The following is a 13,639-nucleotide window of genomic DNA, read 5'->3' on the forward strand; positions in this document are numbered from 1 at the left end:
GGTCATTCGGCCACCGCCGCCTTCCCGGCGTCGCCCCGTTGTTCGAGTCGTGGCAGCCGGCCCAGCTTCCCGGGATGCCATGGCCCGGCACCCTCGCTCGGCCAGGCCCGGAAGTCCCGGCCCAGCTCGTCGCAGAGGAACTGGACCGCGTACCGGCCGCTGGTCGCGGCCCGGATCAGGCCGCCCATCCCGGTCCACTGCCCGGCCATCGAGAAGCCGCTCAGCCCCGGCAGCCGCATCCGGTCCCGGTTCACCAGCGCGGTCGACACGTCGTCGGCCTCGGAGAACGCCTTCCAGGCGAGGATGCTGCCGTAGGTGTTGCCGGTGTACCGCTCCGTCGTCGCCGGCGTCGCCACGTCCACCAGCTCGATCCGCTCATCGAGGCCCGGATGACGCTCGGCCAGGAAGCCCCGCAGGAAGTCGACAACCTCCTGCTTGCGCTCCCGGTACGCCCGCCGGTCCGCCTTCCGCAGATCCTGCCAGGACCGGTGGTCGGTGAAGTACGTGCAGTGCAGCACCGACTTCCCGGCAGGCGCGAAGCCGTCGGCGTAGTCGGACCGCCGCTGCACCACCAGACTGTGCTGGAGGCTCCCCGGCAGCGCCGCGCCCCGCTCCGGACCGAGGAGGTACGTGGTGCTGTGTGGCTCACCGGCGGGCAGCGGGCCGTCGATCCCGACGAACGCGGAGACCACCGCCGGGTACAGGTTGTCCGGCCGGTCCAGCAGCTCCGTGTACAGCCGCTCGGTGCGCGGGCTGCTCCACCGCCCCTCCAGCAGCCGGTCCAGCACCGTCGGCCCGTCGCAGGCGGCGATCACATGATCGGCGAAGTGCTCCTGCCCGTCCCGCAGCCGTACGCCGACCGCCCGCCCGTCCTCGACGAGGATCCGCTCCACCCGGGCGCGGTAGCCGATGTGCCCGCCGAGCCCCGTGTACCGCTCCTCCACCGACCGGGCCAGACCCAGCGAACCGCCCTCGGGGAAGCCCGCGTTGCCGTTGAAGGCGCAGGACATCGTGAAGAGGAAGGGGAGCAGGGGGAAGCCGGTCAGCTCCTGGAGGAACATGTTTGGGAACGCCTGGCGCAGCAGCGGGTCCTCGAAGCGGTCCGCGAACCGGCGCATCGGCGTGGCCGCGGTGCGCCAGTACAGCCGGAACGCCGGCAGGATCGCGAGCAGCGTTCGCGCCTTCTCCGCCAGGGACTTGAGCGGCGGCGGCTTCAGCTCCCAGTGCGGGGCGATCCCAGCGAAGCGCCTGAGATCCCGGCAGAACGCCCGGATCAGGCGCTCGTCGCCGGGCGAGAGCTCCAGCAGGTGCTTCTGGAGCCGGTCCGGGTCGTTGTAGAACGTGACGGACCGGCCGTCCTCCGTCACCACCCGGTTGAACTGGTCGAACAGGGTGATCCGCTTCCCGTCCAGCGCCCCGAGCTCCCGCCACACGTCGTTCGCCCCGGTCCCGGGTGCCGTGCCGATCAGCCAGTCGATGCAGTAGTCGAAGAGGTAGCCCTGTCGAGCCCAGGCGGTGCAGCAGCCCCCCGGCAGCACGTGCTTCTCGAAGATCCGGCTCTCCAGCCCACTCATCTGCGCGTAGCAGCCGGCGGCCAGACCCGACATGCCCGCGCCGATGATGATCACCCGGGGCCGCCCGCCGGGAGGCCGGGCCTCCCAACGGGGCCCGCCGTCACGCACGCCCATGGGTGGCACCTCCCGCCAGCAGCGCCCGGACCAGCTCTGCGTTCCCGTCGAGGAACGAGCCGTCGAGCATCTCGGCGTGCCGCCCGTGCCCCTCGCGTACGGTGCACCCGGCGGCGGTGACCCCGTGCCAGCCGCCGGGCTCGTCCGCCGCGAAGCGGAGCAGCTTGTCCTGGTCGGAGATCACCGCGATCGGCGCGCCGAGCACATCGAGCGACGGGTGAGCACCGCAGTGCGCCAGGTACTCACGAGCCTGCTCCACGGTCTCCCGGGCGACGATCTCGGAGCCGGTGTGCCGCCGTAGGTGCTCCGCGAGCTCCGCCTCGAACTCGGCCAGGTGCTCTTCGCCGAGGACGACGGCCTCGGCGATCCGGTACGAGTCCATGATCAGCACGAGGGCCACCGCGCGGCCCCGCCGCTCCAGCTCCCCGGCGATCTCGAACGCGAGGTTGCCGCCGAGGGAGTAACCGAACAGCGTGTACGGCCCGCCCGGGTGCAGCTCCTCGGCCAGATCCGCATACCGGGCCGCTTTGCCCGGACCCGACAGGTAGTTGAACGCGGCGAAGCGGTGCTCGGGCAGCCGCGCCGCGAGCTGCCGGTACACCAGCCCGTGCCCGCCCGCGGGCGGCAGGCAGAACACCGTCGCCGCCGGGTCCGCGCCCGGGTTGAACCACAGGTACGGCTCGGCGCCGGGCAGCCGTCCGGTGACGACGTCCTCCAGGGTGCGGGCCATGCCGTGCAGGGTGCTGGTCTGGAACAGCCGCCCGACCGGCACCGACGCGTTGAACTCGGTCCGCAGGTGGTGGATCAGTTCGATCAGCTTGATCGAACTGCCGCCCGCCTCGAAGAAGTCGTTCCGCAGCCCCGGCCGCTCCAGCCCGAGCAGCGATCGCCAGTGCGCTGCCATCCGCGTCTCGTACAGCGTCACCGGCGGTTCGTACCTCTCCGGTCCCGCCTCCGCGCGCGGCTCCGGCAGCGCGCCGAGATCGACCTTGCCGTTCGCGGTCAGGGGCAGCGCGGACAGCTCCGTGAAGTGCGCCGGGATCAGATACGTCGGCAGCTGCTCCGCGAGGTGGCGGCGCAGCTCCCGGGCGTCGGCCACCGCGCCCGGCGCGGGCACGCAATAGGCGCACAGCACGTTCTCGCCCGTCTCGTCCCGCCGTACCGTCACGCACACCTGCGCCAGCTCGGGCCGGGCGGCCAGCCGCGCCTCGACCTCCCCGGTCTCCACCCGGTGGCCGCGCACCTTCACCTGCCCGTCTGCCCGCCCGCGGAGGTGCAGCATCCCGTCCGCGTCCCAGTGCCCGACGTCCCCCGTCCGGTACAGCCGTACGGGTTCGCCGCCCGGTTCGAGGGTCACGAACCGCTCGGCCGTCCGCTGCGGATCGCCCAGGTAGCCATCGGCGACGCCGGCGCCGCCGATCCACAGCTCACCGGCCACCCCCGGCGGCACCGGCTCGCCGTGCCGGTCGAGGACGTACAGCTCGCTGTTGGGCAGCGGCCGGCCGACCGGCACCATCCGGCCCGGCTCCAGCCCCTCCGCCGGCCCCTCGTAGTAGGCGCTGTCGATGGTGGCCTCGGTCAGCCCGTACGAGTTGACCACCCGGGTCCCCGGCCCGCACAGCGCGACGAGCCTCCGGTGCTCGCCCGCCCGCCAGGCGTCCGAGCCGACGATCACCAGGCGCATGAACTCCAAGCCCAGGCCCCCCCGCTCGCAGTGCGCCAGCAGCCCGCGCGCCACCGACGGCACGAACTCGCCGCAGTCCACGCCTTCCGCGCGCATGGTCCGGTAGAGCCGCGCGGTGTCGAGGAGGAGGTCCCGGTCGACGAGGACCAGCGACCCACCCGAACACAGCGCCCGGACCAGGTCCCCGGTGAACACGTCGAAGGAGACGCCCGCCATCTGCAGGTGCACCCGGACGTCGGAGTCCAGCCGGTACTCCTGCTGCCAGGCGACGAACACCGAGGCCAGGTTGCGGTGGCTGACCCGCACCGCCTTGGGGCGGCCGGTGGAACCCGAGGTGTGGATCACGTATGCCGTCTGGTCGAGACCCACGACCGGCTCCGGCCGCTCCTCGCTTCCCGGCCGGTCCAACTCATCGAGGGTGACCGGCCGTCCCGGCAGCCGGGCCGCCCGGCCCCGCCGCCCGTCGGTCAGAACCAGCGTGGCCCCGGCGTTCTCCATCAGCTCGGCCAGCCGCTCCGTAGGGTGGTCCGGGTCCAGAGGCAGATACGCGCCCCCGGCCCGCCACACCGCGAGCAGCGCGATCACCAGCTCCGGCGACTTCGCAAGACGCACCGCCACCACGGTCCCGGCGCCGACGCCGCGTTCGCGCAGCGAGGCCGCCACGCGCCGCGAGCGCAGGTCCAGCTCCCGGTAGCCGAGCCGCCGCCCGCCCGGCACGGACACCGCGACCGCCTCCGGGAACTGTGCGGCGATCTTCCCGATCAGCTCGTGCACCGGCACGTCGTGGTCGATCCGCCGGCAGATGCCGCCGAACCCGGTGACGATGCGCTCCCGTTCCCCGGCCCTCAGCATCGGCAGCCGTCCCGCCGGGCGCTCGCCCTCCGCGCGGGTCAGGCCGTCGAGGAGGTTCCGGTAGTGCGCGGCCATCCGACGCACTGTCGCTGCGTCGAACAGGTCGGTGTTGTACTTCAGCACGCAGTGGAAACGCCCGTCGGACCGGTCCTCGTACGCGGACAACGTGACATCGAACTGCCCCTCCTCCTCAGGGAGTTCGATGTACTCCAGGGTGTACCCGAAGCGCTCCACGGACACCTTGTGGGTGAGCAGGATGAACATCGCCTGGAAGACCGCCGAGCGGCTCGGGTCGTGCTGGAGGCCCAACTGCTCCACGAGCAGCACGAACGGGTACTCCTGATTGTCGAGGCCCCCGAGGACCGTGTCCCGCACCCGGCCCAGCAGCTCGGCCACCGACGGCTCCCCGGCCAGGCTCACGTGCAGCGGCAGCGGATTGACGAAGTAGCCGTAGACGGAGGCGAACTCCTCCTCGGTGCGCCCGGTGACGGGGCTGCCGACCACGATCTCGTCCTGCCCCGACCAGCGGTGCAGCAGCAGGTAGTACGCGGTGAGCAGCACCGTGAACACGGTGACGTTGTGCTCCCGGGCCAGCGTCTGCACCCGGGCGCTGAGCTCGTCGTCGAGCTGGAAGAACTCGGAGGCGCCGTTGTCGGTCTGCACCGCCGGGCGCGGCCGGTCGGCGAGCAGTTCGAGCGCCGGGACCTCCCGCGGCAGGTGTTCCCGCCAGTACTCCAGCATCCGCCGCGCCTCGGGCCCGGCCAGGAAGCGGTTCCGCCGGTTGAGGAAGTCCAGGTAGCGGGCCCGGACCGGGGCCAGCTCCGCCGGCCGGCCGGTGCGCAGCCCGTGGTAGACCTCGAACAGCTCCTCGATGAAGGTGAAGGTGGAGATCGCGTCCGAGACGATGTGGTGGACCGCCTTCATCAGCACCCAGCGGTCGGGGGCCCGTCGGAACAGCCGCAGCCGCACCAGAGGATCCCGCTCCAGGTCGTACGGCCTGCGGTACTCCGCTACCAGCCGGGCGCGGACCTCGTCCCAGGGCAGCCCGGACACATCGAGAAGACCGGTGTCGGCGATGGCGTCGGGCCGCACCCGCTGGACCGGACGCCCGTCCTCGGTGGTGATGTTGACGCGCAGACTCGGATGCCGGGCGATCAGTGTCCGGAAGGCGTCGAACAGCAGCTCCGGGTCGAGCTCCGCGCGCACCTCCACCGCGCCGCCGATGTTGTACGCGAAGCCGTCCGGGTTGAGCTGCCGGAGGAACCACAGGGCCTGCTGGTTGTGGGTGAGTGGGTAGCACGACTCGTCGGTGAACAACTCCACCGCCGTCTCCGCCCCCGGACCCCCGGCCGCCGCGAGCACGGTCAGCCCCGCGTGCAGCCGCTCGGTCAGCTCGCTCACCGGCCCGTTGCTGAGCAGCGCCACCACCGGCAGCGAGACCCCGAGCTGGGTGTGGGTCCGGGCCCGCAGCTCCATGGCGAGCAGCGAGTCCAGACCGAGCGAGCCGAGCCGGGCGTCCGCGTCGACCAGCTCCGGCCGCACCCGCAGCACACCCGCAGCGAGGGCCGCGAACCGCTCGGCCACCAACGCCGTACGCCCCGCCTCGTCGGCGGCGCGGAACGCGTCGAGCAGAGTGCCGCCCTGCCCCGCCGGGACCTCCCGCGCCGCCGCGGCGGCGAGCGCCGACACCAGCGGCGGCGGGGTGGGATACCAGGACAGGAACACCGGCCAGTCCACCACCGCGGCCACCAGCAACTGGGCCCGGTCCTGCCCGATCACCCGCTCCAGGACCGCCATGCCCGCATCCGGCGCCAGCGAGCTCATCCCGCGCGCGTCCCGGTAGTGGGCGACCAGCCCGAGCTCCTCGATCATGCCGGTGGCCCACGGTCCCCAGTCCAGGCTGAGCGCGGGCAGACCGAGCGCCCGGCGGTGATGGGCGAGCGCGTCCAGGAACGCGTTCCCGGCCGCGTAGTTGACCTGACCGGCCGTGGTCAGTAGCGAGGCGACCGACGCGAACAGTACGAAGTGCTCGACCGGCTCGTCGCGCAGGAGCCGGTGCAGCAGGTACCCGCCGTGCACCTTCGGCCCGTAGCCCGCGTCGAACGCTTCGCGGTTCAACGACGGCAGCAGGACGTCCCGCACCTGTCCCGCGAGGTGGAACACGCCCCGCACCGGCGGCAGACCGGCGGCCCGGCGCCCGGCCAGCCAGCTCTCCATGGCCGCTGCGTCGGTCACGTCCGCCGCGACGACCAGCACCTCTGCGCCGAGCGCTTCGAGCTCGCGCAGGAACGCGACCCGCCGCCCCTCGGGGCCGGCCGGATCGAGCCCCCGCCACGCGCCGCGCTCCGGCACGCCGGTGCGGCCGAGCAGGACCAGGCGCCGGGCCCCGCGCCGTACCAGGGTGCGGCAGAGCAGCCGCCCCAGCGCCCCGAACGCGCCCGTGACCAGATAGGACCCGTCCGCGCGCAGCCGCAGCGGCAGCGGACGGGTAAGCCCCGCGGGCGGACGCAGCCGGCTGAGGTGCCGCCGCCCGGACCGCAGCGCGATCTCGCCCTCGCCGTCGTCCGCCGTGAGCGCGCGCAGCAGCGCCTCGGCCTCGCCGGGACCCCCGGCCGGGTCGAGATCGATCAGTTTGCCGCTGTGACCGGTGAGCTCCTGCTGCCACAGCACCCGGCCGATGCCCCAGGCGGGCGCGCCGAACGGCTCCACCGGCTCGCCCGGCACCACGGCCTGGGCGCCCCGGGTGACGATGTGCAGGCGCCCCTCCGGGCACGCCTCGGGCAGCACCTGGGCGAGCAGGACGAGCGAGTAGCCGCCGACCGTGCCGATCCCGTCCAGGTCCGCCGAGCCGACCGTGTCCAGCGGGGGCAGATCGAGGTTCCACAGGTGCACCACGGCTCCGAACCCCGGCCCGAGTTCGTCGAACAGCCTGCGCAGATCGGCCGCCGAATCGGGCCGCACGGTCATGTGCTTGGCCCCGCTTCGGTATCGGCTGCCCGGGCGGACCAGCCGGCACTGCCCGCCGTGCGCCACGACCGCCTCGGCCAGCCGCGCGCCGAGCCCGCCCTCGTCGGCGAAGACCACCAGGTCGGGCGCGGGGGAGCCGCCGGGACCGTCCCCGGTCCCCTCGGCGGCCTGGCCGTCCTCCGGCGCATCGGTGGGCGTCTCCTCCCAGACCACCTCGGCCAGCCAGCCGTCGATGGTGCCGAGCTTCACCGCGGAGGCCGCCCGGTCCACCGCCGCCGCGCGGAAGCCGCTGATCCGGCCGAGCGGCGTCCCGTCCTCGGCGTATAGGGCGAGGTCGCCGACCAGTTCCTCGTCGCTCTCCGCGGTCACCGTCGCGTGCGCCCACAGGGCCCGGTCGCCGACCGCGTCCAGCCGCAGCTCCGCGATGCCGACGGGCAGCCGGATCCCGGCGGACCGGCCGTCGTCGGGCGTCATCGCGGTGAGCATGGTCTGGAAGCAGGCGTCCAGGAGCACGGGGTGCACATGGCAGTCCGCGGCCCCGTCGCCCATGCCCGGGGTGGGCCGGATCAGCGACAGCGCCTCGCCGGGCGCCGTCCACACCTCGTCGATCGCCCGGAACGCCGCGCCGTAGTGGTAGCCGAGCGCCGCCAGCTCGCCGTAGCACGCCTCCCGGTCGAGCCGACGCCCCGCCCGCGCCCGTACCGCGTCCGTGTCCAGCGGTTCCGCGAGCCGGTATGGCTGCCCGGTGCGGACGACCCCGCTCGCGTGGACCGTACGGTCCGGAGCCCCGGTCCCGGAACCGGCGAAGGAAGCGATGGTGAACCCGGCCTCCTCCGGCGCGAACGCGAGCTGGACGGTCGTCGCCTCGCCGTCGGGCAGGAACAGGGCCCGGGAGAACTCGACGTCGGCCAGGGTCGCCGTATCGCCGCCGGTCAGGGCCCGGACCGCCTGCGCGGCCATCTCCAGGTACCCGGCGGCCGGGAAGACCGTGCTGCCCTCGATCCGGTGGTCGGCCAGGTACGGCAGCCGCTCGGTGTCCAGGCGGCTCTCCCAGGTCGGCTGCAGCGCGGAGGTCCGCCGACCGAGCAGCGGGTGGTCCAGCCGGCCCAGCCGGATCTGCCTCACCGGTGCGGGCTCCACCCAGTACCGCTCCCGCTGCCACGGATAGCCCGGCAGCGGCACCGGCCGCCCCACGGGCTGGAGCACCGACCAGTCAACGTCGACGCCCAGCGTGTACAGCTCCGCGAGGGAGCGGGCGAACCGCTCGGGCTCGTCCTCCCGGCGCCGGATCGACGGCAGCGTCACCCCCTCGACGGCCCGGCCCTCCAGGCACTCCCGGATCGAGTGGCCGAGCACCGGGTGCGGACCGATCTCCAGGAACAGCGTGTACCCGTCGTCGACCAGCCGGTCGACCGCGGCACGGAACCGGACGGGCCGCCGGACGTTCTCCCACCAGTACGCGGCGTCCAGCTCCGGCCCCCGCGCACGCCCCTCGCGGGCGGTCAGATACAGCGGGAGACCGGCGGTGCGCGGTGCGATCCCGGCCAGCGCCTCGTGCAGCTCGGCCTCGATCGGGTCCATCCGCACGCTGTGGTAGGGCACTTCGACGTCGAGGAACCGGGCGAAGACCTGCTCCCGCTCCAGCCGCCCGGCGAGCTCCCCGAGGGTGTCCCGGTCCCCGGACAGCGTCACCGACGCCGGGCTGTTCACGGCGGCGACCGACACGTGGTCCCGGTACGGGCGGACCAGCCGCTCGGCCTCCTCCTCGGACAGGTTCGCCGCCAGCATCACGCCGGTGCCCGCGAGCCGGTGCTGGAGGGCGCTGCGCGCCAGCGCGATCCGGACGGCGTCCTCCAGGCCGTACACCCCGGCCTGGTGGAAGGCCGCGATCTCGCCGGTGCTGTGCCCGACGACGGCGTCCGGCCGCACCCCGTGGTGTTCCCACAGCGCCGCGAGCCCCGCCTGGACGGCGAAGTTGGCGGGCTGGGCGAGCCAGGTCTCGGCCATCCGGGACTCCGCCTCGGGCCGGGTCAGCTCGTCGAGCAGCGACCAGCCCGCCTGGCGCCTGACCTCCCGATCGCAGCGCTCGACCGCCTTCCGGAACACGGGCTCGGCGTCCAGGAGCTCGCGCCCCATGCCCCACCACTGCGGCCCCATGCCGGTGAACACCCACACCAGCCGCTGCGCCCCGGGCTCCCGGAGGCGGCCCCGCACGGCCCGGGGGTGCTGCTCCCCGTGCTCGCAGGCGGCCAGTACCTCGTCGAGGGAGCCGGGCGGGTCGAGGGGGGAGTGGACGACGGCGAGGCGCTCCTCGAAGTGCTGGCGGCGGTGGGCCAGGGTGTGCCCGAGGTCCGCGAGGGGCACTCCGGCGGCGAGTTCGCGGCGGACGCCCGCGGCCAGTTCGGCCGGGCCGGACGCGTGCCGGGCGCTCAGCGGGAGGACCGAGCGGGCGGGCGTCCGGGCCGTCGCGTGCGGCTCCTCCGGCGGGCGGGCCGGCGCCTCCTCCAGCAGGACGTGGGCGTTGGTGCCGCCGAAGCCGAAGGAGTTGACGCCTGCCCGCGCGGGTCCCTCGTGCTCCGGCCAGTCGACCGGTGCGGTCGGGATCTCGAAGGGCAGCGCGGCGAAGTCGATGGCGGGGTTGGGATGTTCGAGGTTCAGGTGCGGTGGGATGAGGCGGTGACGGAGGGCCAGGGCCGTCTTGATCAGGCCCGCGACGCCAGCGGCGGCCTCCGTGTGCCCGATGTTGGTCTTGACCGAGCCGACGTAGCACCGCGCCCCGGGCGCCCGGCCCTGCGCCAGCACCCGGCCCAGCGCCCGCGCTTCGATCGGGTCGCCGACGGGGGTGGAGGTGCCGTGCGCCTCGATGTACTGGAGGCTGCCCGGTGTCACTCCCGCCTCGGCGCAGACCCGCTCGATGAGCGTGGCCTGGGCGGCGGCGCTGGGTACGGTGATGCCGTTGGTGCGTCCGTCCTGGTTCACCCCGCTGCCAATCACCACGGCGTGCACCGGGTCGCCGTCGCGCAGCGCGTCCGAGAGACGCTTGAGCACCACGACGCCGACGCCCTCCGCCCGTACGTAGCCGTTGGCGGAGGCATCGAAGGCGCGGGAGCGTCCGTCGGGGGAGAGGAAGCCGCCCTTGGTCTCGGCGATGGTGTACTGCGGCGCGAGGTGCAGCAGGGTGCCTCCGGCCACGGCGAGTTCGCTCTCGCCGCGCTGCAGGCTCTGGCAGGCCAGGTGGACCGCGACCAGGGAGGAGCTGCACGCCGTGTCGATCGAGACGCTGGGGCCGCGGAAGTCGAGGCAGTGCGAGATGCGGTTCGAGACCATCGTCATCATCGTGCCGGTCGCGGTGTGCGCGGCCAGCGTCTCGAAGCCGAGGTCGGAGAACTGCAGGATCTTGTAGTCCAGGGTGAAGGCGCCGATGAAGACGCCGACGTCCCGCCCGGCCAGTTCGGCGGGCCGCTGCCCGCCGTCCTCCAGCGCCTCCCAGGACACCTCCAGGAGCTTGCGCTGCTGCGGGTCCATGTGCTCGGCCTCGCGCGGGCTGATCCCGAAGAAGTGGGGGTCGAACTCGTCGAAGCCGTCGATGTAGCCGCCCCGGCCGCCGGTCAGCCGGCCCGGCTTGGCCCGGTCGCGGCTGCCGAGGGTCGTGGTGTCGTACCGGTCCGCCGGGGTGGGGACGAGACAGTCCCGGCCTTCGATCAGATTGCGCCAGAAGGACCGGTGGTCACCCGCGTGTCCGGGGAGCCGGCAGCCGATGCCGATGATGGCGACCTTGTCGCGGTGGGCGGCGCTGGGTGAGTCCGTCATGGTCCAATCCGGTGGAGACGACGCCTCGGTACGGGCCGGGCGGGGGTGTATGGGGGCACGGCGCCGGTACGGCGCGGTACGGGGCGGGGAGGTCGCGGTACGGAGCGGGTGTGCGCGGTACGGGGGACTACGCGCTGTGGGGCGGGCGGCGCACGGGGTGGAGCAGGCTGGCGACGATCGAGCCGGTCTCCGGGAACGTGGCGCGGTCCTTGACACCGACGATCGCCGGGCGGCGATCCGGTCGCCAGGTGAAACTGCCGAAGAGGCGGTCCCAGACCGAGAGGTCCACGCCGAAATGACCGGCCTCGGCCAGGTCGGCGCTGTGGTGCAGCCGGTGTTGCTCGGGGCTGGCCAGGACGTGGTGGAGCGGACCGAGTCGGACGTCCACGTTCGCGTGCACGAAATATCCTTGGACAAGGGTGAAGAGCGCCACCGCGAAAAGGCAGTCGGCGGAGAATCCGAGAAATCCCAGAGTCAATTGAACCGTGCCCTGTTTGAGGGCGACATCCAATAGGTGGTTGACGCCGTTATTGGCGACGTTCACTTTTTCCGGGACGTGATGAATTCCGTGTACCTTCCACAGCCACCGATTGGAATGCGCCCAGCGGTGGGCGAGGTAGCCGGTCAGTGAAGAGGCCAGCAGAGCGAGGGGCACCTCGGCCCCGAGCGCGAGCCCCGGTCCCGTGACGGGGGTGGCGACCAGAACGGCCGCGACGACTGACTGGCCGAGCACGGCGCCGACCATGGTGAACCCGAAGTAGGCTGCGTACCAGCACAGTTCCCGGCCGCTTGGGTGCCAGTCGGTCCGGTACGGGATCAGCCGCTCCAGCGCCGCGAGATAGACGATGGTGCCGATCAGGAAGAGCTGGACGGCCCGGCCCCGGTCCCAGTCGAAGCGCAGAACCGAGGTGAAGAGCCAGACTGCGGACAGGAGCAGAATCGGGTACGCGGCATAGCGGAGACACTCGCGGGCGGACGCGCCGGTGGTCCACACATTCGCCGGCAGCGACCCCGTATCGGGTCGATCTTCCATGCGGAGAATCTCCATCACATCCGAATAGGGAGTTCCCAGAGTAGCAGCGGACGTGAGGGGTCGTGAATGAGTGAACGGCGTTTTTTGGCCAGCGCGGCAAGGGGGCGCACGAGGGTAATTTATAAGAAGAAGTTCTTTTTATTGTTCGGTGCCTGTGGGGCGGGGTGGGGGGACGGGGTGCCTGTGACCGGAAGTAACGGTTCCGCACTCGCGTGGGCGGCGCCGGCCATGCCGGTCGCCACCCGCGTAAGGAGCGGTTGCCGCGGGGTCCGGGCCCGGCGGATATGCCCGAAACCATCGTCCCGTGGGGGCGCGTGTGGGGCCACGGGCGGAACACGAGCTGTACGACTCGGGCGGCCGGACCGCACCGCAGCCCGCATTGCTCGGTTGTGAACCATGCGACCGATGCGGGCGTAATGAATCTGAATCAGATCACGCCCTCGAACTGCTTCCGCAGCCGTGCGTGATACGGGCCGTAATCGCCGACCGGCAGGTACGGCTCGGCATACTCCCATTCCAGGTCCGTCAGTTGCGCCCGTGTCGTGCGTTACGGACTACCGGATCCCCCCGTGCCGTGAGGGCAGAACACACATGTTGATCACGACCCGATACGTGCCCTGACAGCCGGTGGTACACCCCGGAAGGGCGAGGGGAGCCCCGGCCGCCGAGTGGCCGGGGCTCCTCCGAAGGTCAGCGTTGCAGGGTGAGGAGACCTGGACGCCAGGGCAGTTGGTTGTAGTCGCCGCCGGCGGCGGGGTCCTTGCCCTGGTAGAGGAGGCGCAGGTTGCAGGGGTCGACGGTCATGGTCTGGTCGGGGTTGTCACGGACGAGATCACCGTGACTGATGTCGTTGGTCCAGGTGGCGCCGCTGTTGGCCTTGCCCGCGAAGGGGGCGCTCTCGCTCGCGGCCTGCGGGGTCCACGACCCGTTCAGGCTGGAGGCCGTGAAGGAGCGGAAGCAGCGGCCGTTGGCACCCATCGCCTCGACGATCATCAGGTACTGGCTCCGGCCCTGGACCTTGTAGACCTGCACGCCCTCGAACAGGTTGGCCTTCGTGTCGTTCATGATCGTCGTGTACGACGAGCCGAAGCTGCCCGGGAAGTTCCCGATCGGCATGCTCGCCCGGTAGATCTTGCCGTTGTCACCGGCGAAGAACAGGTACATGTTCTGGTCGTCGGCGATCAGCGTCTGGTCGATCGGGCCGGTGTCGGAGCCGGAGATGCTCCCGGTGAACAGGGGTTGCGGGGAGGACCAGCCGTTGGGGTTGGTGGGGTCGCTCGACGTGCGGTAGACGAAGGCCGACGCGCCCCATTGGCAGGACGGCATCCAGATGTTCTTGGGCGCGAAGTAGAACAGGGTGGGCGCCACTGCGGCCTGGCTCATCCCGGTCTGGCCGGCCGACGCCATGTCCGACCAGTTCGTGAAGGGGCTGAACATCATCGACCCGTATGACGATCCCGACACGTTCGCCGCGTAGACCAAGGGCTGTCCCGTAATCCGTGGTGGATCAGCGCGCGGCGTCGGATGCGGTGCATCGCAAGGCGGAGGAGCGTCCGCATACTGGATGTATTCGGACGTTCCGACAACGCGGCGAGGTGCCGTAGC

At 72.3% G+C, this 13,639-nt stretch carries 3 protein-coding genes and 1 pseudogene; all 4 read right to left on the reverse strand.

Annotation, left to right across the window (positions count from 1 at the left end; translation table 11 throughout):
- Nucleotides 1-2: 2 nt before the first annotated feature.
- Nucleotides 3-1,688, reverse strand: coding sequence for a phytoene desaturase family protein (locus ABT025_RS27225; protein WP_350999745.1), 1,686 nt, complete (start codon nucleotides 1,686-1,688; stop codon nucleotides 3-5).
- Nucleotides 1,675-11,001 (reverse strand): non-ribosomal peptide synthetase/type I polyketide synthase, encoded by a 9,327-nt coding sequence (locus ABT025_RS27230; protein WP_350999748.1) that lies wholly within the window; start codon nucleotides 10,999-11,001, stop codon nucleotides 1,675-1,677. Before ABT025_RS27230 ends, ABT025_RS27225 begins: the two co-directional genes overlap by 14 nt.
- Nucleotides 11,002-11,128: 127 nt before the next feature.
- Entirely contained in the window at nucleotides 11,129-12,034 is a 906-nt protein-coding gene (locus tag ABT025_RS27235; protein WP_350999751.1) for a sterol desaturase family protein, read from the reverse strand.
- 690 nt (nucleotides 12,035-12,724) lie between these two features.
- Nucleotides 12,725-13,525 (reverse strand): annotated as a pseudogene (locus ABT025_RS27240) (non-reducing end alpha-L-arabinofuranosidase family hydrolase); the annotation flags it as partial.
- Nucleotides 13,526-13,639: the final 114 nt, after the last annotated feature.

The organism is Streptomyces sp. NPDC002809 (assembly GCF_040295435.1).
In the GTDB taxonomy this organism is placed as follows: Bacteria; Actinomycetota; Actinomycetes; order Streptomycetales; family Streptomycetaceae; genus Streptomyces.

What these genes read in the sequence shown, in the direction of transcription:
- ABT025_RS27235 (WP_350999751.1), bottom strand. Translation starts at nt 12,034, where the DNA reads ATGGAAGATCGACCCGATACGGGGTCGCTGCCGGCGAATGTGTGGACC.
- ABT025_RS27225 (WP_350999745.1), bottom strand. Translation starts at nt 1,688, where the DNA reads ATGGGCGTGCGTGACGGCGGGCCCCGTTGGGAGGCCCGGCCTCCCGGC.
- ABT025_RS27230 (WP_350999748.1), bottom strand. Translation starts at nt 11,001, where the DNA reads ATGACGGACTCACCCAGCGCCGCCCACCGCGACAAGGTCGCCATCATC.